At 40.2% G+C, this 19861-nt stretch carries 17 protein-coding genes; 2 read left to right on the forward strand and 15 right to left on the reverse strand.

Features of this window, described 5'->3' with window-relative positions; genetic code table 11:
- Nucleotides 1–34: 34 nt before the first annotated feature.
- The 11 genes from FTU66_RS09990 to FTU66_RS10040 form a co-directional block, all read right to left on the reverse strand.
- On the reverse strand, nucleotides 35–730 hold the full coding sequence (locus FTU66_RS09990; protein ID WP_004973122.1) for a methionine ABC transporter permease: 696 nt from the start codon (nucleotides 728–730) through the stop codon (nucleotides 35–37).
- Nucleotides 727–1752, reverse strand: a complete 1026-nt coding sequence (locus FTU66_RS09995) for a methionine ABC transporter ATP-binding protein (protein ID WP_180112762.1) — start codon at nucleotides 1750–1752, stop codon at nucleotides 727–729. The genes FTU66_RS09990 and FTU66_RS09995 overlap by 4 nt, the downstream gene beginning before the upstream one ends.
- 74 nt (nucleotides 1753–1826) lie before the next feature.
- Nucleotides 1827–2699, reverse strand: a complete 873-nt coding sequence (locus FTU66_RS10000) for a MetQ/NlpA family ABC transporter substrate-binding protein (RefSeq protein ID WP_096900915.1) — start codon at nucleotides 2697–2699, stop codon at nucleotides 1827–1829.
- Nucleotides 2700–3483: 784 nt separating this feature from the next.
- Nucleotides 3484–4767, reverse strand: coding sequence for a phosphoribosylamine--glycine ligase (gene purD / locus FTU66_RS10005; protein ID WP_180112763.1), 1284 nt, complete (start codon nucleotides 4765–4767; stop codon nucleotides 3484–3486).
- A gap of 171 nt (nucleotides 4768–4938) precedes the next feature.
- Entirely contained in the window at nucleotides 4939–6513 is a 1575-nt protein-coding gene (purH, locus tag FTU66_RS10010) for a bifunctional phosphoribosylaminoimidazolecarboxamide formyltransferase/IMP cyclohydrolase (RefSeq protein WP_180112764.1), read from the reverse strand.
- A 93-nt stretch (nucleotides 6514–6606) separates the two neighbouring features.
- Nucleotides 6607–6876, reverse strand: coding sequence for a DNA-binding transcriptional regulator Fis (fis, locus tag FTU66_RS10015; RefSeq protein ID WP_001086304.1), 270 nt, complete (start codon nucleotides 6874–6876; stop codon nucleotides 6607–6609).
- Between the two features lie 389 nt (nucleotides 6877–7265).
- Nucleotides 7266–8120: a DUF3426 domain-containing protein gene (locus tag FTU66_RS10020; protein WP_004973129.1), complete on the reverse strand. Its 855-nt coding sequence runs from the start codon at nucleotides 8118–8120 to the stop codon at nucleotides 7266–7268.
- Nucleotides 8121–8136: 16 nt separating this feature from the next.
- On the reverse strand, nucleotides 8137–9039 hold the full coding sequence (prmA, locus tag FTU66_RS10025; RefSeq protein ID WP_004973131.1) for a 50S ribosomal protein L11 methyltransferase: 903 nt from the start codon (nucleotides 9037–9039) through the stop codon (nucleotides 8137–8139).
- A 254-nt stretch (nucleotides 9040–9293) separates the two neighbouring features.
- Nucleotides 9294–10178, reverse strand: coding sequence for a bile acid:sodium symporter family protein (locus FTU66_RS10030; protein WP_180112765.1), 885 nt, complete (start codon nucleotides 10176–10178; stop codon nucleotides 9294–9296).
- Nucleotides 10179–10261: 83 nt separating this feature from the next.
- Nucleotides 10262–11173, reverse strand: coding sequence for a bile acid:sodium symporter family protein (locus tag FTU66_RS10035; RefSeq protein ID WP_004973134.1), 912 nt, complete (start codon nucleotides 11171–11173; stop codon nucleotides 10262–10264).
- Nucleotides 11174–11360: 187 nt separating this feature from the next.
- The gene (locus FTU66_RS10040; protein ID WP_180112766.1) at nucleotides 11361–11717 is read right to left on the reverse strand and encodes a hypothetical protein; all 357 of its coding nucleotides are present in this window, start codon (nucleotides 11715–11717) and stop codon (nucleotides 11361–11363) included.
- A 242-nt stretch (nucleotides 11718–11959) separates the two neighbouring features.
- Here FTU66_RS10040 and mnmG point away from each other — a divergent pair, with 242 nt between their 5' ends.
- Nucleotides 11960–13840 (forward strand): tRNA uridine-5-carboxymethylaminomethyl(34) synthesis enzyme MnmG, encoded by a 1881-nt coding sequence (gene mnmG / locus FTU66_RS10045; protein WP_096900911.1) that lies wholly within the window; start codon nucleotides 11960–11962, stop codon nucleotides 13838–13840.
- A 347-nt stretch (nucleotides 13841–14187) separates the two neighbouring features.
- On the opposite strand, the gene FTU66_RS13555 is transcribed toward mnmG, so the two are convergent.
- Complete coding sequence (locus FTU66_RS13555) at nucleotides 14188–15186, reverse strand: YafY family protein (RefSeq protein ID WP_004973137.1); 999 nt, start codon at nucleotides 15184–15186, stop codon at nucleotides 14188–14190.
- A 398-nt stretch (nucleotides 15187–15584) separates the two neighbouring features.
- On the opposite strand from FTU66_RS13555, the gene FTU66_RS10055 reads away from it, so the two are divergent.
- Entirely contained in the window at nucleotides 15585–16184 is a 600-nt protein-coding gene (locus FTU66_RS10055; protein ID WP_004973138.1) for a hypothetical protein, read from the forward strand.
- Between the two features lie 167 nt (nucleotides 16185–16351).
- Here FTU66_RS10055 and FTU66_RS10060 read toward each other — a convergent pair whose 3' ends face one another.
- The 3 genes from FTU66_RS10060 to FTU66_RS10070 form a co-directional block, all read right to left on the reverse strand.
- The gene (locus FTU66_RS10060; protein WP_179988648.1) at nucleotides 16352–17530 is read right to left on the reverse strand and encodes an acetyl-CoA C-acetyltransferase; all 1179 of its coding nucleotides are present in this window, start codon (nucleotides 17528–17530) and stop codon (nucleotides 16352–16354) included.
- An 82-nt stretch (nucleotides 17531–17612) separates the two neighbouring features.
- Nucleotides 17613–19385: a class I poly(R)-hydroxyalkanoic acid synthase gene (locus FTU66_RS10065; RefSeq protein ID WP_180112767.1), complete on the reverse strand. Its 1773-nt coding sequence runs from the start codon at nucleotides 19383–19385 to the stop codon at nucleotides 17613–17615.
- Nucleotides 19386–19510: 125 nt separating this feature from the next.
- Nucleotides 19511–19855, reverse strand: a complete 345-nt coding sequence (locus tag FTU66_RS10070) for a phasin family protein (protein ID WP_004973142.1) — start codon at nucleotides 19853–19855, stop codon at nucleotides 19511–19513.
- Nucleotides 19856–19861 lie beyond the last annotated feature (6 nt).

Consider the following 19861-nt stretch of genomic DNA (forward strand, 5'->3'; position numbering starts at 1 on the left):
TGGTGAATCTATTTCTGATGTGTAGATGAAAGATTTATCTGAGTTTAGATAACCAATCGCCTAAACTTTGCACCAATTGCACTAAAATTAATAAGACCACCACGGTTAGCATCACGACACTACTATCAAAGCGTTGATAACCATAAGAAATAGCAAGGTCACCAATGCCGCCTGCACCGACTGCGCCTGCCATAGCAGTTGCGCCAATTAAGCTAATGGTGGCTGTGGTTAGGTTCAAAATGAGTGAGCTACGTGCTTCAGGTAAAATAAATTTGAAGATAATCTGTAAGGGTGTAGCACCCATTGCCTGTGCAGATTCGACAATCCCTTCATTGACTTCAAGCAGTGAAGTTTCTACCAAACGACCAATATACGGGCCGACATAAATGGTCAGCGGTACAATGGCTGCCCAAGTTCCGATGGATGTACCCACTAACAATTTAGTCAGCGGAATCACCGCAATCAATAAAATAATAAAGGGTAGGGAGCGCAGTGCGTTTACAATCGGGTTAAGCCCGTGATAAATCACACGGTTTGGCAAAATACCTGTCGGACGAGTCACTACAAGGGTAATGCCCTGAATAAAGCCCCAGATACAACCAAACAACATGGCAAAGAACACCATGTGAAAGGTTTCTTGTAAGGCTGTAACAAACTGGTCAATAGATAAAGAGCTTTTCCAGAAAGGCGCAGTTACTGAGGTCAGCCACTGTACAATTAAATCTCTCATGCTTGTACTCCTGACTGTTCAACTTCAACGCCATTGGCTTTCAGAAACTCAAGCGCCTGTTGAATGACGTTTGTATCACCGAGTAATTGAATGAACATTTGCCCAATCACAGCACCATCAATTTCGGTCATATTGGCAAATAAAATATTCAGGCTAATATCAAACTGTTTAATGATAGCTTGAATCACGGTTTCCTGAGCCGATTTACCTAAAAATTTCAGACAATAAATGCTGTGCTGATTTTGATTTTCCAGATTATTCAAAATATTGATAGGCAATTGTTGCTGCAACACAGTTTGAATGAAGCTTTTAGTGGTCGGGTGTTGCGGCTGACTAAAAATTTCCAAGGTTGAACCTGTTTCAATCACTTTGCCTTGTTCCATCACTGCAACATAATCACAAACCGATTCAATCACATCCATTTCATGCGTCACCATTACAATGGTAATGCCTTGTTCACGGTTAATTTTTTTCAGTAATTCCAGTACAGATTTGGTAGTCTGCGGATCAAGTGCCGAAGTCGCTTCATCGCAGAGTAAAATTTTAGGATGATTGGCTAGCGCACGCGCAATACCGACACGTTGCTTTTGTCCGCCTGAAAGTTCATCAGGATAGGCATCTTTTTTATGTTTTAAATCAATAAACTCAAGTAATTCATTTAAACGTTTTTCACGTTTGGCTTTGTTCCAGCCTAACAGTTTCATCGGCATTTCAATATTGGCAGCCACAGTTTTGGTCTGCAATAAATTGAAGTGCTGAAAAATCATTCCAATATGGGCACGTTCTTGACGCAATTCACGGGCATTGAGTGCAGTAAAATCTTTTTGATGAATGATGACTTGCCCAGCATTTGGACGCTCCAACAAATTGATCAAGCGGATTAACGTACTTTTACCTGCACCACTATAGCCAATAATGCCAAAAATACTGCCTGTTGGAATTTGTAGATTAATTTGATCCAACGCACGCAGTGTTTGACCTTTGAGCTGATAGTGCTTTGAAATGTTTTTAAATTCAATCATATCGTCAAGAAATGTCCATAAATGAAAAAACAGGCAAAGTTCGCTTTGCCTGTTTTGTTTAACGCATTATATTACTATTTTGCTGCTTCAGTGAAATAGCTGACAGGTTTATTTACCGCAACTTTTGTTCCGCCAAAGTGCTGATCAATATATTGCTTCACCGCTTCGGTATGATACAACGCACCTACTTTTTGCAAGATTGGGTCATTTTGACGATCTGCAGCAGTCGCGAGAATATTGACATTCATTTTTGTGCTTTGGTCAATTGGTTCGTAATAAATTGAATCTTTCAGTACGTTCAAACCACCTTCCATTGCAAGGGTGTTGCCCAAGACAATTGCATCGACTTCATCTTTTACACGTACAGCCGTTGCCATTTGAATTGGTTTGATTTGAATTTGCTTAGCATTTTCTACGATGTCTGCAGGCGTGCCTTGAACATTGTCAAAACCATCTTTCAGTTTAACCAAACCAGCCGATTGAAGTAATAACAGTGCACGTGATTCATTGGCACCATCATTTGGAATAGCAATGGTTGCACCTGTTTTGAACTCATCCAACTTTTTCACTTTGCTTGAGTAAATACCCATTGGCTCTAAGTAAGTTGTTGCGACCGGTGCAATTTGATCTTTATTGTTGGCATTAAATGCCACCATATAGGCATAAGATTGGAATGCGTTAAGATCAATTTCTTTATTTGCTACCGCCGTGTTCATTGACACGTAATCGGTGAAGTTTTTCACTTCAAGTTGAATACCTGCTGCTTTGGTTTCAGGTAAGTCGGCAATAAAACGCCAAATATCTGCATCTGAACCAGTCGATGCCATAGTGACAGTGTGTAGAGCAGAAGAATCTTTTTGTGCCGCGTCAGTCGCAGGCGCTTCTTGTTTGCCACAGCCAGCCAAGCCAACTGAAAGACCAAGTACAAGACCAAGGAGCTTTTTCATGAATATATCCCGAGCAAGTTTAAGCCGTGCCTAAAGTTGCCAATGATTGAGAAGAATCAAATCAGCACGATGGATGGAATCGCATGATGATGATTTTGTATGTTTCTCAAATATGTTGTAGGTATTGTTTGAGTACTGAAAAAGTCAGCCCACAGCTCAATCAATAATTTTGAGATGGATGGGCAATTCACTTTTTCAAAAGATGCACCATCATAACAATAAAAAATAATTCTATATAGTGCTGTGTATGTTATGCATATCACTGTTTTACAACAGAAAGCGAATAAGTCAAAATAAGTTCTTATAAATAAATATATTCTGTAAAGATTAAGGATTTGAACAAGTGTTTAAATATTTAGGTGCTTTAAAATTTATTCTGCAATCGATAGTAAAAAACGAGATATGAAATTGTCGGTATGAAATCGGCTTAGTTACAAGAATCAGAACATGGCTGTAAATACATAAAAGAAGTTATGAATGATTTTTCCAACGATAATATATCGCCCATATATAAGGCAAACAGAGTAACAATGAACCTATCCCTATAAAAACATAAGCCAAATATATTAATCCTGCAATAATAAAAAGTATTTGCAATGTAAACTCAACGAATATTGAAATTAAAAATTCTTTGAAGCTTTTTATTTTTTGCATGTTTATTGATCTAAAGTATTTTATAAACGTAGATCATCACAATGTACATGGGTTACAACCTGATAAACAAAAAGCTCGTACAGTGACGAGCTTTTTTATGGACTTAAATTTTTAGGCTAAACTAAAAATTTTAAGCATTTTCACGAGCAATGGCACGATAGCCAATATCTTTACGATATTGCACACCATCAAAGGTAACTTTTTCGCACAGTTCAAGGGCTTTAGCTTGCGCTTCGCCAATGGTATTACCGAGCGCAGTTACACACAGTACACGACCACCATTGGTCACAATCTCACCATCGGCATTGCTTGCTGTACCTGCGTGGAATACTTTCGCATCTGCCATTTGTGTTTCTAAACCAGAAATCACATCACCTTTGCCTGAAGTTTCAGGGTAACTCGCAGTCGCCAATACAATCCCGACAGTTTTGCGTTCATCCCAGTCTGCTTCGGCAGGTAAGTTGCCAGCAATACCTGCTTCAACCAAATCTACCAAAGATGACTTTAAGCGCATCATAATTGGTTGTGTTTCTGGGTCACCAAAACGGCAGTTAAACTCGATCACTTTTGGTTGACCTTTGTCGTCAATCATTAAGCCTGCGTATAAGAAACCTGTATAAACATGACCGTCTTTTTTCATACCTTCAACAGTAGGACGCATCACTTCATTCATGGTTTTTTCAAATACGTCTGCAGTCACGACAGGGGCAGGAGAGTATGCACCCATACCACCAGTATTTGGACCTTGGTCGCCTTCAAAAATACGCTTGTGGTCTTGTGAAGTTGCCATAGGAAGGATGTTGTCGCCATCAATCATACAAATGAAAGAAGCTTCTTCACCTGCAAGGAATTCTTCAATGACTACACGTGAACCTGCATCACCAAATTTGTTGCCTGCTAGCATGTCATCAATTGCATCAAATGCTTCTTGATTGGTCATCGCCACGATCACGCCTTTACCTGCAGCAAGACCGTCCGCCTTGATCACGATTGGAGCACCATTTTTTTCAACAAATGCTTTTGCCGCATCAACTTCGGTGAATACGTCATAGAATGCAGTTGGAATGTTGTGACGTTTTAAAAAGTGCTTGGCAAAGGCTTTAGAACCTTCAAGCTGTGCAGCAAACTGGGTTGGGCCCCAAATTTTTAAACCCGCTTCACGGCAGGCATCTACTACACCATTGACCAGTGGTGCTTCAGGGCCAACAATGATTAAATCAACAGCATTATTTTTGGCAAAGTCGATGATTGCAGGGTTATTTTGAATATCTAACGCTACATTCTCGCATTTGTTTTCTGTTGCCGTACCTGCATTACCCGGTGCAACGAAGACTTTAGCGACTTTGTCATCTTGTGCGATTTTCCATGCCAACGCATGTTCACGACCGCCGCTACCTAAAACTAAAATATTCATCTAAAAATCCCTCAAAGAATAAAATCCCCCTAGCGAAGCTATGCTTTTCACCCTTGAAAAGGAAGGAGATTGTGCATAAAAACACAGTTCCCTTACGTGAAAAGTCCCCCTTTTATAAAAAAGGGGGATTTCGGAGGATTATTAAATACGACTTCTAATTAATGAGTTTAATTAGTGACGGAAATGACGCATGCCAGTGAAGACCATTGCAATACCAGCTTCATCTGCTGCTGCAATCGTTTCTTCATCACGCATAGAACCACCCGGTTGAATAATGCATTTGATACCAGCTTTAGCTGCGTTATCAATACCATCACGGAATGGGAAGAATGCGTCAGATGCCATTACTGCACCTTCAACCACTAAACCTGCATGTTCTGCTTTAATGGCAGCAATACGAGCAGAGTTTACACGGCTCATTTGACCTGCACCAACACCAATGGTCTGACGGTTTTTTGCATAAACAATTGCGTTCGATTTTACGTATTTCGCAACTTTCCAAGCAAAGATCATGTCGTCAATTTCTTGTTCAGTTGGTGCACGTTTGGTCACAACTTTTAAGTCATCTTTCGTGATCATGCCCAAGTCTTGATCTTGAACCAATAAACCGCCGTTGACACGTTTGTAATCCATTTGTGGAGCGCGTGCATCAATCGCAGGAAGTTCGCCACATACCAGTACACGTACGTTTTTCTTCGCGCCAGTCACTTCAAGTACGCCATCAGCAATGCTTGGTGCAATGATCACTTCAACGAATTGACGGCCTACAATCGCTTGTGCAGTCGCAACGTCTAACTCACGGTTAAACGCAATGATGCCACCAAATGCAGATTCAGGGTCAGTTGCATAAGCAAGGTCATAAGCTGCTTGAATACCGTCTAAAGAGACAGCAACACCACATGGGTTCGCGTGTTTTAGGATCACACAAGCAGGTTTTGCAAATGATTTCACACATTCAAGTGCGGCATCAGTATCTGCAATGTTGTTATAAGATAATTCTTTACCTTGAAGCTGTTTCGCTGTAGAAACAGAAGCTTCAGTTGCAGCAGGGTCTACATAGAACGCTGCAGATTGATGCGGGTTTTCGCCGTAACGTAAATCTTGCGCTTTGTTCAATTGTGTATTGAATGTACGTGAAAATTGGTCAGCAGTACCTTCTTCTTTACCTACACGTGCACCTAAGTAAGAGGCGATCATGCCGTCATATTGTGCAGTGTGTTCAAATGCTTTCACTGCCAAATCAAAACGAGTTTCGTAAGACAATGCACCGTTGCTTTTCATTTCTGCAATAACAGTCGCATAGTCAGAAGCATTTACTACAATACCTACAGAAGCATGGTTTTTCGCTGCAGCGCGAACCATAGTAGGGCCACCAATGTCGATGTTCTCAATCGCATCTGCAAGTGAACAATTTGGTTTTGCAACAGTCGCAGCAAATGGATAAAGGTTAACAACAACCAAGTCGATGGCATCAATATTGTGTTCTGCCATGACTGCTTCGTCTAGACCACGACGAGCCAAGATACCGCCATGAATTTTTGGGTGTAACGTTTTTACACGACCATCCATCATTTCAGGGAAACCAGTATGCTCTGATACTTCTACGACAGCAATATTGTTGTCTTTAAGCAACTTATAAGTACCGCCAGTAGATAAAATTTCTACCCCAAGAGCAGCAAGGTCTTGTGCAAATTCAACAATACCTGTTTTGTCAGAAACAGAGATTAAAGCGCGTTTAATAGTCATGATCTTCGTCACAGTTTTCAATTACAGATTAAAACAAACTAGCAAAATGCAGGTAAAAAAAAATGCCTGCGGAGGTCGCAAGCATTTTATCACTTATTCACTCATTAAACCGTGAGCTTTTAACTTTTTACGTAAAGTACCACGGTTTAGTCCAAGAATTTCAGCAGCGCGTGTTTGGTTACCGCGAGTGTATTCAAGAACAACAGATAAAAGAGGTTTCTCCATTTCTGCTAACACCATGTCATACACTTGTGAAGGTTGTTCACCTTGTAGTTGTGCAAAATAATGGCGAACTGCGCGATCTACGTGAATACGTAAAGCAACATCAGATTGTGCAGTAAAAATAGGAGATTTGCTATTCATGCGAATTAATCCGAAAATCAGATATCACTGGGATAAAGTGATATATCAATGTGGTCTATAAATTAAATGAACTCCGTTTTAGATCCTAAAACGGGAAGTTCTAAAACTGGAACATTTAGCTTGCCACAACTCTAGGCATTGGTCGAAATTTAAGCGTAACAATACATTAATAATTGTTACAGACCAAAATCAAAACAAAAAATCTACTCTGTACGCGATATATAAAAATAAAGCGCATTAGACAGATCTATATTTGTTGTGAATCTTGCGAGGAGTTTGCAGCACAAAGCTTTCGTGGCGCGTATGATACCATTGTATGAGAAAAAGTGAGCAAGAAAACTGCAATTTTTTTAATTTTTTTCGCTATTTTTTCACTATTTTTTTGTGAATTAAGGCTTGATAATTTCTAAAGTATAGGCATCGAAGTCGTTTCGTGATATTGGAACTAAAATGTCAAACTTAAATGGACTGTTTTTAGGAATACGTTGAATGCTCGAAAGACTTTCGACCAAATACTCCTGTGGGGAATAGATGTAAGTCGATAATGTTTGTTGTTTTTCTTTTAAAGTGACTTTGATATTAGGCAAAGCCAAGCTTTTATCATAGTAATTGATCAGCTCACCCGTAAATTGTGTATTCATACGATCTACACGTTTAACCTTCACGCGATTTGCTGAAATTAAGCTATAGCGTTCTTCTAAACTGCTACAGTTAAAAAATTGACAGACTTGGGTAAACACAGAATTCAGTGCAGGGCTGCTGTTTAAAAACTTTGGGTTAAACCACAAAATTTGGAAGATCAACAAGCCAATCAATAAAAGATTAATAATTCCCCAAAGTAAGTAGTAACCATTGCCATGCTTTTTTTCACTTTCAAGATCAGGCGCAGACAACTTCATGGCAGGAATGTTGCCAATCGGTTCAGTACTGAAATAATTGAGGTTATTCAGATAGGTTTTCAGATCAATATTGGAATGTTCAACTTTACGCTGAAAAATATCTAAAATATGTTGCGGTTGCGCAAGTTCAGCAGTTGCCTGCATAAAACTGCGGTTTTGAATGTGATGTAATTGTGATGTGACTGAGTTTTTATTTTGAGGAAAGGCAAATACCAAATGCGAAAGAGCATTAAAGGTATTGTCGCATTTAGGACAACAAACCATCCCTTGCGCAACGGTCAGCTGCGCAACGGATACTTTATAAACAGTTTGGCATTCAGGGCACTTGGTTTGCTTGTCACTCATAACTCAAAAATTACAGTTAGTGGGGATGGCGTTTCCCAGAAATTCGACACCAGTTTTCTTCACGTTTTTCGACTTGTACTATATCAAAAAATTCAGAATAAACACTAGAAACTTCAGCAACTTGCTCTTCAATTACACCTGCAAGTGCGAACTCGCCCTCAGATTTAATTAAAGTTGCAAACTCTGGCGCAAGCATCATCAATGGGCCTGCCAAAATATTGGCAACCAAAATGTCTGCTTTTTCATTGCCAATGGTTTCATTGAACTCTTCTGGAAGTCCAACATATAAGTTTTTAAGTACACCGTTGAGTTCTGCATTTTGTTTGGTCGCTAAAACTGCTTGCGGGTCAATATCAGTCGCATAGACTTTTTTTGCACCGAGCAACAAAGCCGCTACTCCTAAAATACCTGAACCACAACCGTAGTCGATCACGACTTTATCTTTTACATTGGTTTTACCTAACCATTGCAGGCACAGGAACGTACTGGCATGGTTACCTGTACCAAAAGCCAAACCTGGGTCAAGTTTGATATTGACTGCATCTGCCTCAGGTGGTTCTAACCATTCAGGTACAATCCAGAATTTCTCTGCAATCTGGATTGGCTCGTAGTAATCCATCCATGAGCGTTCCCAAACCTGATCTTCCAAAAATTCACTGCGTAAAGGGGCATCTGGCATTTGCGCACGAATAAAGGTTTCTAAGGCTGCAACATCAATTTCTTCACCTTCGTCTTGTGCATAAATACCTGTCACAATGACTTTGTTCCAAAGTGGTGTTTCACCTGGCAGTGGTTCAAGTAAGTCCTGATTTTCCGCATCATCTAAGGTTACGCTGACTGCACCCAATGAACTGAGCAGGGTTTCAGTAAAATCGACTTGCGCTTGATCAACAGTAATATGTATTTGTAACCACTTCACGGAGATAACCTAAAATTTAATGCGTAAGCGCTATTGTAACTGAACTGCTGCAGGCGCTGTTATTTTTTATTAGGATTGCGAAAGGGAAAACTCTATACGATTGGAAGTTTCAAATTCGCTTTATGCTTATAGTCGAATAATGTGACAAAAATATAACTCTAAAAAATATAAGTTAAGAATTTGTTTGAACCATCATCGCTCAATCATCCCCAAAACAGTCAAATTGCTGGATTGGGGATGATTGAGAGACTTGTTTAGGATGCAGATTGCTCCGATGCAGGTGTCGGCACAAATTTATTTAGTAATGTGCCTAAAATTGCGGCAAAAATATACATGAAAATAGAATAAACCGCAGCAGGCATGGCAATGGTTGAGCTTGACATAACGGTTAGGGCGATAGTCATTGCAAGGGTACTGTTGTGAATGCCAATTTCAAAGGCGCAGGCTCGGGCTTGTTGGCTATTTACGCCAAAGAAACGCGGGACAAAATAACCAATCAATAAACTGCAGGCACAGAACAGGGCAGTGGCAAGTCCTACATCTGCCAAATAAAGCATGATGTTGTTTCGCTCTTTGGCAATTGCGCCAATAATAATCACAATTAGAAAAACCACAGCAAAAATACGCACAGGTTTGTTTAAGCGGTCTGCCGTTTGAGGGCTAAAATGGCGTACTAACATCCCTAAAGTGACAGGGATAATAATAATAATTAAAAACACCTGCAATACTTTGGCAAATTGTAAGCCAACTTGTTGCCCATCCTGCATAAAATGCTGAATGGCAAAGTTGACAATCAGTGGTAAGGTAAATGCTGCAATCACGGAATTGACGGCAGTAAGGGTGATGTTTAGGGCAATATCGCCCTTATATAAGTAGCTAAACAAGTTGGCTGTTGGCCCGCCAGGAGATGCTGCCAGTAGCATGAGTCCGACTGCAAGCAATGGTGGTAAATTCAGCAGTTTACAAATAAAGAATGCAATTGCTGTCAGGACGACCAATTGACAAAATAAAGCAATAAACACTGCTTTGGGGTGTTTGCTCACCCGTTTAAAGTCGTTAGGAGTGAGTTCTAAGCCAAGTCCAGCCATGACCACGGCCAAAGCCAGCGGCAAAAATATTGTGATTAATCCTGAATCCATAAACACTCCTTTGTTTTTACATCTACAATAATTTATTTGATATTTAACTGTTTGTTTAATATGTAGTTAATTTTGCTCACGTTTTAAATTGTATTTTTATTGTGGTTTAAACTCTGCTCCTGTTTGTGTTGATGGGCAAGTTTGGCCGATTGTCTAGCTAACATACTCCCTAAAATAAAGCTGAACATATACATAAAAATGGTGTAAATCGCAGAAGGAATGGCAATTTCAGTGCTTTGCAAAACCGATAGCGCAACGGTTAAAGAAACAGCAGTGTTATGAATGCCAATTTCAAAACAACAAGAGCGTGCTTGTTGATCAGGCACACCCGCCAAATACGGCACAAGATAACCAATAAGTAAACTTAAAAAGCAAAAAAGCGCTGTGGCGATACCAATCGCACTGAAATAGTCAAAGACATTGGCGCGTTCGCGGAAAAGCGCATAAAAGAATAAAGCGAAAATGAAATAAATGGACATCAAACGCATAGGTTTGCCCAACTGTAATGCAATTTGTGGCATTGCATTACGCACCGCCATTCCTACACAAACAGGCACAATAATCAGTAAAAAAACCTGTGCCATTTTTTCAATTGGCATGCCAATTTGTTGTTGATCGGTCATAAAATACAGAAAAGACAAATTAACAATAAAAGGCAGCGTAAAGGTCGCCATCACAGAGTTCATTGCGGTTAGGGTAATATTTAGGGCAACGTCACCTTTATAGACATAGCTAAATAAGTTCGCAGTAGGCCCCCCTGGTGAGGCAGCAAGCAGCATTAAGCCAATTGCCAATAGCGGTGGCAATTCTAAAAATAAACAAATTGAAAATGCTAAAACAGGCAAAATGACCAATTGTGAAAAAAGCGTTAAAAAAATGACTTTAGGAAATTGATTGACCCGAATAAAGTCTTTAGGCGTGAGTTGTAAGCCTAAGCCCATCATCATCACAGCCAAGGTCAGTGGTAGAAAAAAGGTAAAAAAGCCTGAATCCATAGCACATCCTTTATTTTTTTCTTATGGGTATAATTTTCCCTCTCTTTGCAGTGTAATTGTTTTTTGAGCTTCTGCAATAAACAAAGCAGTCACTTCTTATAAATGACTGCTTTGGTGTTATTTTCATGCTTTCAGTTTGAATGAATACAAGCCGATCTGTTCATGAAAATATAGATTAAGTGATTGATCACATGGCAGCAGGGCGTGGTGGCGTAAAGCCTAAGGCACATTTGCCTTTTAACTCAGTACCATTGACTGTAATGACGGTGCTTTGCGCATCTGCCATACAAGAACGGTATAATTCAGGCTCATTGCCTTGTAATTTCACTGCTTTAGATGAACTAAAGAATTGTGGTTCACAGGTACCATTCCAGATAATCCCACGATAAGCAAAGCTTACAGGTGCGCCCTGAGTTTTACCTTTACAGACTTGCTGGAATTTTTGCGCGTTATAGACGGTTTCTACTTTATCATTTGCCTGCACTGCAAATGGACTGAAAAATAAGCCACAAAGCATAGAGGACAGCAAAATTTTCTTATTCATGATGTTTCCCTTTGTTTCTCATATCTGTGCTATTAGGATAAAAAATAGACAAATTAAAACAACGGTGATCTGGTTAATTTTTAGGTCTAAATGTTTTTATGTACAGTAAAAATGCAAATTTGGATTACAAAATATTAATTTTGTAGCGCGGTTAAGCCAATAAAATCGACTGAATCTGTCAACTTATGCCACAAGTTTTGCTATAATATTCCGTCTTTATTTTTTATCTCTCATTGACCATTATGCACTATCCTAAAGTTTACGATGTCATTGTTATTGGTGGCGGTCACGCAGGCACCGAAGCGGCGCTTGCAGCAGCACGTATGGGTCGTCAAACCTTACTCTTAACTCATAACATTGAGACTTTAGGGCAGATGAGCTGTAACCCTGCAATTGGCGGGATTGGTAAGTCGCATTTGGTACGTGAGATTGATGCCTTAGGCGGCGCAATGGCATTGGCTGCCGATAAAAGCGGGATTCAATTCCGTATTTTAAACTCGCGTAAAGGTGCTGCTGTTCGTGCAACACGTGCGCAGGCAGACCGAGTTCGCTTTAAAGCTGCGATTCGCGCCACTTTAGAAAACCAAGCCAATTTAGATATTTTCCAACAAGCAGCCGATGACCTGATTGTAGAAGGCGATACTGTAAAAGGTGTAGTCACTCAAATGGGGATTCGTTTTGATGCGAAAACCGTGGTATTGACCACAGGTACATTCTTGGGTGGTGTGATTCACATCGGTTTAGAAAAATCGAGCGGTGGTCGTGCAGGCGATCCTCCATCAATTGCTTTGGCGGCACGTTTACGTGAATTAAATTTGCCTGTTGGGCGTTTAAAAACAGGTACGCCACCACGTATTGATGCACGCTCAGTCGATTTTTCGGTCATGATTCCGCAGCCAGGTGATTTCCCATCACCAACCATGTCATTCATGGGTGATGTGTCGATGCACCCTGAACAAGTGAACTGCTATATCACCCATACCAATGAACGTACTCACGAAATTATTCGTGGTGGTTTAGATCGTTCACCGATGTATACAGGTGTGATTGAAGGTGTTGGCCCACGTTACTGCCCATCGATTGAAGATAAAATTCACCGTTTTTCTGATAAAGACTCGCATCAGGTATTTTTGGAGCCTGAAGGTTTAGATACACATGAATTGTATCCAAACGGGATTTCAACCTCTTTACCGTTTGATGTGCAGTTCGAGTTAGTTCGTTCAATTCGTGGTATGGAAAATGCGCATATTTTGCGTCCAGGTTATGCGATTGAATATGATTACTTCAATCCACAAGCCTTGAAATTCACTTTGGAAACCAAAGCCATTAATAACTTGTATTTTGCAGGTCAAATTAATGGTACGACTGGCTATGAAGAAGCGGGTGCGCAAGGTGTGTTAGCTGGTTTGAATGCGGCACGTCGCGCTTGGGATCAGGAACAATGGACACCAAAACGTGACGAAGCTTATATTGGTGTATTGGTTGATGATTTGATCACGCTAGGTACCAAAGAACCGTACCGCATGTTTACCTCACGTGCGGAATACCGTTTGATGTTGCGTGAAGATAATGCCGATCAGCGTTTGACGCCAATTGGTCGTGAGCTTGGTTTGGTGGATGACACTCGTTGGGCAGCTTACTGTGAAAAAATGGAAGCAGTAGAACGTGAAACAGGGCGTTTACAACATTTGTGGGCTGCACCAAACAACCCAATGGGTAAAAAATTTGTTGAAATGACAGGTGCAGATTTATCCAAAGAATGTTCTGCGATTGATCTGTTAAAACGTCCAAATATCAGTTTTGCGCAAATCGCAGAATTAACGGGTTCAGACGTTTCTGCACAAGTGGGCGATCAAATTGAAATTGCAGTGAAATATGCAGGTTATATCAACCGTCAGCATGAAGATGTCGCACAATTAAAACGCTTGGAAGAAACCAAAATCCCTGCCGATTTTGATTATGATGCAGTGTCAGGTTTATCGCGTGAAATCACGCTAAAATTGAAGCATGTTTTGCCTGAAACTTTGGCACAAGCCAGTCGTATTCCAGGTGTGACACCTGCCGCAGTTCAATTGGTGATGATCACCATTCGTAAAAATGCACAGTCACGTAAATCTGCTTAAGGTTTGATGGATTGATGAAGAAGCCCACAATTTAAATTACGGGCTTTTTTATGCGCCAAAGTAAATCAGATGCTAAGCAAAGAAGAAGTTGCGTATAAGAATAAATCTGATTTCGACTGCATATCTTATGATTTCACAGCTAGATCAGGAGCATTTAAAGTGACACTTATCAACATAGATAGGAGCAAAATATGACTTTAAAAAGCATTCGTTATAGTACAGCTGAACTGGCATGCCCACGCTGAACGATGCCGAGTCAATTTTAATTTTAACTTCAATCAGCAATCACAATAATTTGATTTAAAAGAGAACGATAATGCTATCGCCCCAATATATTTGGGGCTTTTTTATTCCTGAGTTTGATGCACCGCATTGGCAACTTCTACAGGTTCAATCTGAATTAGCTTTTTACCAAAACTACGCAACCACCAAACCAATTGTGAGGTAAACGGCACAGTGGCAGTCACCAACACATTACCATTTTCCAGTGTTTCCATAGTTTGATCTTTGCTTAATTGGCTTTCATCGAAGTATATGGCATCAGCTTTTTGCATGGTAAGTTTGAGCTGAATATTTTCAGTAGCTTTACTGAAATCGACTCTAAAACCTAATTCGCCAGATTCAATATAGGCATCAATATCAAAATTAACAGGATGCAAGGCGCGTGAATCTAAAACTTTGGCTGCTTTAAAACGATGCAGGGCAAAGGTTTGAATGTCGGTTTTGTCAAATCGAGTACAGATTAAATAAATCACCGCACCTTTTTGCACCAAAGCCAAAGGATTCAGCACATAAGTTTTTTCTTCGCCTGAATTGCTGCGTGATTGATAAATACATTCTAGTTGTTTGTCTTGGAGCAAGCCTTCATATATCGCCTGTTGTGCATTGCGGTCTACGACTGGTGGAATTAAAGGTTGTGTTGCAGGCACAATTCGCACACGATTAATCCATTGGCGGACATTGTTTTGGGTCGATAGACTGCGTCGTGCCAAATCAAACCATGGGTTCATTTCTTCAATCAAACTTGGCGGCAGCAGATGTTTTAAATGTTCCTCGACCATCATAAACGTTACCGCTTGAGAGCTGGTCATGTGCGGTAAACTTTGAATCGGTGCATCTGAACGCCAGCGCCAACCTTGTGGTACGGTACCATTACTTTCAATTGGAAAGCGCTGAGAAATTTGATTTAAGTCACGTTGAATCGTACGCAAACTAATGTCGATACCTTCACGTTGCAGGACATCGTGTAATTCACGTGTGCCCATCCATTTACCTGTAGAAAGGCGCGATAAAATTTGCCATTGGCGATATAAACTATTAGATGTTTCTTTTTCTTGTATAGACATATTCAATATTTACTAGGTCAATTCATACGGATGAAAACTTGTTCTTCCACACAATAAGAAAACTCGGAATGATTAGCAAGTTTTTTACTGAAAAAGGGCAAAATATAACCGCAGATTTTGCAGTAAATATCACAAAATTTGGACGGGCAAAGTTAATCAAATAATAGAAGTGAATCAGAAACTATGACCTCAAGCCATACTTGGATCAATTAGAAAAGCAAGATTGAATAGTTGTGTTTAAGTGAAAACCTGTCATTGTTTTGTATGGTAGATACAGGTTTATGTAAATAAAAGCGGTCTGAGTGGATGAGTGCTGTAGGTTAATTGGGCAAGGCGATTGAGGTGCTTTATCGCGATGAATTATCAACAGACCTTAGAGTTAGGAGGATGAAACAACCGTGAATTTATCTAGCAGCGATGCGCGAGAAATTTTTTGGTTAGCCCGATATTTAACCCGTATTCAATATGTATGTCAGCAATTTCCATTTAAACAAAATGATGCTGCTTTGACTTATGCACATGCCTTTTGTTTGCCTGCATTTGATGCAGCTTCTTTAAATGAATTGATTTTAAACGAAGAACAGCCTGCTTCATTTGCGATGCAGTTTGAGCAAACACGGACAAAAATTCAAAACTTGGCACAGGTGTTTTCTAAAGCTACTTATGTTGAATTACAGCAATGTATTCAAAATGCGTGCGATAACGCGAGTTATATTTGTGATGTGGTACAAGACTGCGAAGCACTATTAGATGCAGAACCACAGCAGATATATTTATTTTTCCAATTGGGGCAAAAAATTGAACAATTAGACCGACAAATTCGGTTAAAACAATCGACTGAAAAGACTTTGTCGCAATTGGAAATGATTGTGCAATGCCTAAAAGATTTAGGTTGGACGTCGTTTGTAGACGCATGGCAACAGCTGAAACAGCAACCCGATACCATGCATTTTTATCACTTTAGTGATCATATTCAGCACTTACTTTCGGTGGATTAAGCAGAACTTGTCATGTCAAATTAATCGACAACAATATTATTTTAAGCTCTGTGTAGTTAAAAAAATAGTGGAAGCCGAAGCTCCCATTATGTCTTAACTTATTACTGGCTTTGAACAGCTATCAAATTCAATAGCTTTGACTCGTGCAGTACTTTCGGCTCGGTTACTTAGTCGCGTTCAACCGCAAGTGCAACACCCATACCACCGCCTACGCAAAGCGTTGCGATGCCTTTTTTCGCATCACGGCGTTGCATTTCGTGTAGTAACGTCACGAGGATACGGCAACCTGAAGCACCAATCGGGTGACCGAGGGCAATTGCGCCACCATTCACGTTTACTTTATCTAGGTCTAAGCCTAATTCTTTGGCAACACCTAGTGCTTGTGCGGCAAAGGCTTCGTTGGCTTCAATTAAATCGACCTGATCTAAGCTCCAGCCTGCTTTATTTAAGGTTTTCTTAACCGCTTCAACAGGGCCAAGACCCATAATTTCAGGCTCAATACCCGACATTGCATAGGCTTTAATACGTGCTAAAGGTTGTAGGCCTAATGCTGCAGCTTTGTCTGCGCTCATCATTAACACTGCTGCTGCACCATCGTTAATACCAGAAGCATTACCTGCGGTTACGCTGCCATCTTTTTTGAACGCAGGGCGCAATTTATTCAAGCTTTCAAGGGTGGTATTGGCTTTGATGTATTCATCTTCAGCAAATACAATTGGGTCGCCTTTACGCTGTGGAATGCTTACAGCTGCAATTTCATCTTTAAATTTACCAGCCGCTTGTGCTGCAGCCGCGCGTTGTTGTGAAGTCAGTGCCAATTGGTCTTGTTCTTCACGGTTTAAACCAAGCTTTTCTACAATATTTTCTGCAGTAATACCCATGTGATATTGGTTATAAGCATCGGTTAAACCATCAGCCACCATACTGTCGATCAACTGGGCATTCCCCATTTTTTGACCGTTACGCAACTGCATATAGTGTGCGCTTTGTGACATTGATTCTTGACCACCAGCAACTACAATTTCTGCTTCATCACACTGAATCGCTTGTGCAGCCAAATGTACGGCACGTAATCCCGAACCACACACCACGTTTAGCGTTGATGCAGGCACTTGTACAGGAATACCTGCAGCAATTGCGGCTTGACGTGCAGGGTTTTGTCCTACACCTGTAGTGAGTACGTTACCCATAATCACCTGATCGACTTGTTCAGGCTGTACTTTAGCACTGTCTAAGACTGCACGAATTGCTGTTTGCCCCAATTGTGGTGCAGATAAAGAAGCGAGACTACCTAAAAAGCTACCAATTGCAGTACGTTTTGCAGCAACAATGACAACATCTTTCATTTTATATCCTTAAATTTTATGTTTACGTTTCTGTGGATGCACATGATATATAGCATGTGCATTGCTGTTGTTATATGACTGATTAAAATAAATTTACCAAAACATAGCGACCTGGTGCTGCTTCTATCATTGGATATTGCGCATTACCTAAGGCGCGGGCAGGGACTTGTTCGCCTGTATACGGTGTAACCCAAGCCTGCCAGCGTAGCCACCAAGACTCAGGATGATACTCTGCACCATCTAGCCATTGCTTGGTATTTTCAAACTTGGCAGAGTTGGTATAGCAGCCGTATTTATTACGACTTGGCGGATTCACAATGCCTGCCACGTGTCCAGATTCACCAAGTACCAGTGTAGATTCACTACCTAAGTAATCTGCACCACGGAAGCTTGTATCCCAAAGTGCGATATGATCTTCCTGCGTTGCAATAAAGAAGCTTGGTGTTTTGACACGAGAAAGGTTGAGTCCAACACCGTTCACTTTTACTGCATTTGGTGAAATCAATTCATTATTCAAATACAAATTACGCAATAAGAAATTATGAATTTTGGCAGGAATATTGGTGCCGTCGCTGTTCCAATACAAAATATCGAAATCTGAAGGCTCTTTGCCTTTTAAATAGTTCTCGATGTAGTAGTTCCAGTACAGGGTATTTTCACGTAACAAACTGAACGTGACTGCCAACTGGCGACCATCAAAATAACCCAATTGATTATTTAAGGTTTCTAAACCACTAATCACAGGTTCATTAATAAATACGCCTAAGCTGCCTGGGTTTTCAAAGTCGATAATGGTTGCCATATACGTGGCAGATTTCACATGACTTTTCAGGCGTTTTGCCACGTAATAAGCCTGCGTTGCAGCAAGTAAAGTACCACCAATACAATAGCCGATACAGTTGGCTTCTTTTTCTCCTGTAATTTCTTCAATAACACGCAAAGCTTCAACCGCACCTGCGGTGATCAGATCAGCGAAAGTGAGTTCTTTTTGTTCAGCATTTGGGTTACGCCAAGACATTAAAAAGACCGTATGACCTTGCTGACGTAACCAGTTCACCAATGAGTTTTGTTCGCGTAAATCCAGCACATAATATTTATTAATAAATGGCGGCACGATTAGAATCGGGGTTTGATATACATTTTCTGTCGTTGCTTCATATTGCAACAACTGGAAAATTTCATTTTCAAAGACCACTGCGCCTGGTGTATAGGCTAAATCTTTACCCAAGCTAAAAGAGTCACTATTGACTATGCGAATAGATAAATATTTTCCGCTATTGACCACATCATCATGGAAAATTTGCATACCACGGACAAGGTTTTCGCCTTGTTCGGTAATGGTTTGCTGAATCACTTCAGGGTTAGTCCAAAGAAAATTGCTTGGTGATAAAGCATTAATCATTTGACGGGTAAAAAAGTGAATGCGGTAACGCACTTTGTCTGGAATGCCTTCTACGACATCCACCATATTTTGTACCAGTTGGCTAAACAGCAAATAAGACTGCGATAACAGGTCAAAATTGGGTTGTTCTTGCCATAATGGGCTGTTAAAACGACGATCACCACTTTCAGGTTGAATGAATGGTTCGATGTCTTTTGCCACACTGCGCATCATCACATTTTGGTAGATTTGCATTTGACCTTGCCACCAGCTCCATTGCATTTCCATCAAGCGTGCTGGATTTTTAGACAAAGCTTCAAAGAACATAGACATATCTTCTTTGTTGAGCTGTGTTAAGGCGTCATTAATAGGGCTTTGCCCATAATAAAATTCTTGTAGTTTTTTCCAGATATCATCGTGGCTAGAGAAAAATTGTAATATATTTTCTTTGAATTGAAATGAGTTCTGTTTCATTTCATCGCTCCATAGCACATGGCTTTTAGCAATCAAATTGAGTGCAAGGCTGAAACTAAAACGGGGAAATTTTCACACTTCCCCGTAACATTCGTCCTGATAACGCATGGTTTTCAGAGCAGTGTTTATTTATTATTTGGCATTGAATCGCTGACTAACTTTTCAAATTCTGCTTTGACTTCTGAAGTCAGTGTTGCTAATTTTTTGCCATCTTCAATCATTTGCTGACTGAGTTTGTTCATAGTTTCTAATTGCTTGGTGGTGCAGTTCACCATGCTTTGCATGTCTTTCACTTCGCTATTGGCAAACATTTGTGCTAAACCAATGTTGGCATAGTTGCGTGCTGCTTCTAATTGTAGGTTGGTTAAGTTAGCAAAATTTTTTGCAACTATACTGTTGAATTTGGTGTACGGTTCAAACACGTTTTTGTATTGAGCATTCATGTTTGAAAATAAGTCGCCGTATAGCATGGGTGT

This window comes from Acinetobacter sp. YH12131 (assembly GCF_013418635.1).
Lineage (GTDB): Bacteria > Pseudomonadota > Gammaproteobacteria > Pseudomonadales > Moraxellaceae > Acinetobacter > Acinetobacter towneri.

Excerpts from the sequence above, each read along its gene's own strand:
- FTU66_RS10060 (WP_179988648.1), bottom strand. The coding sequence starts at position 17,530 with ATGAAAGATGTTGTCATTGTTGCTGCAAAACGTACTGCAATTGGTAGC.
- FTU66_RS10070 (WP_004973142.1), bottom strand. The coding sequence starts at position 19,855 with ATGCTATACGGCGACTTATTTTCAAACATGAATGCTCAATACAAAAAC.
- FTU66_RS13555 (WP_004973137.1), bottom strand. The coding sequence starts at position 15,186 with ATGTCTATACAAGAAAAAGAAACATCTAATAGTTTATATCGCCAATGG.
- fis (WP_001086304.1), bottom strand. The coding sequence starts at position 6,876 with ATGAATAGCAAATCTCCTATTTTTACTGCACAATCTGATGTTGCTTTA.
- FTU66_RS10030 (WP_180112765.1), bottom strand. The coding sequence starts at position 10,178 with ATGGATTCAGGATTAATCACAATATTTTTGCCGCTGGCTTTGGCCGTG.
- FTU66_RS10000 (WP_096900915.1), bottom strand. The coding sequence starts at position 2,699 with ATGAAAAAGCTCCTTGGTCTTGTACTTGGTCTTTCAGTTGGCTTGGCT.
- FTU66_RS10035 (WP_004973134.1), bottom strand. The coding sequence starts at position 11,173 with ATGGATTCAGGCTTTTTTACCTTTTTTCTACCACTGACCTTGGCTGTG.
- purD (WP_180112763.1), bottom strand. The coding sequence starts at position 4,767 with ATGAATATTTTAGTTTTAGGTAGCGGCGGTCGTGAACATGCGTTGGCA.
- FTU66_RS10020 (WP_004973129.1), bottom strand. The coding sequence starts at position 8,120 with ATGAGTGACAAGCAAACCAAGTGCCCTGAATGCCAAACTGTTTATAAA.
- FTU66_RS10040 (WP_180112766.1), bottom strand. The coding sequence starts at position 11,717 with ATGAATAAGAAAATTTTGCTGTCCTCTATGCTTTGTGGCTTATTTTTC.
- FTU66_RS09990 (WP_004973122.1), bottom strand. The coding sequence starts at position 730 with ATGAGAGATTTAATTGTACAGTGGCTGACCTCAGTAACTGCGCCTTTC.
- mnmG (WP_096900911.1), top strand. The coding sequence starts at position 11,960 with ATGCACTATCCTAAAGTTTACGATGTCATTGTTATTGGTGGCGGTCAC.
- purH (WP_180112764.1), bottom strand. The coding sequence starts at position 6,513 with ATGACTATTAAACGCGCTTTAATCTCTGTTTCTGACAAAACAGGTATT.
- FTU66_RS09995 (WP_180112762.1), bottom strand. The coding sequence starts at position 1,752 with ATGATTGAATTTAAAAACATTTCAAAGCACTATCAGCTCAAAGGTCAA.
- FTU66_RS10065 (WP_180112767.1), bottom strand. The coding sequence starts at position 19,385 with ATGAAACAGAACTCATTTCAATTCAAAGAAAATATATTACAATTTTTC.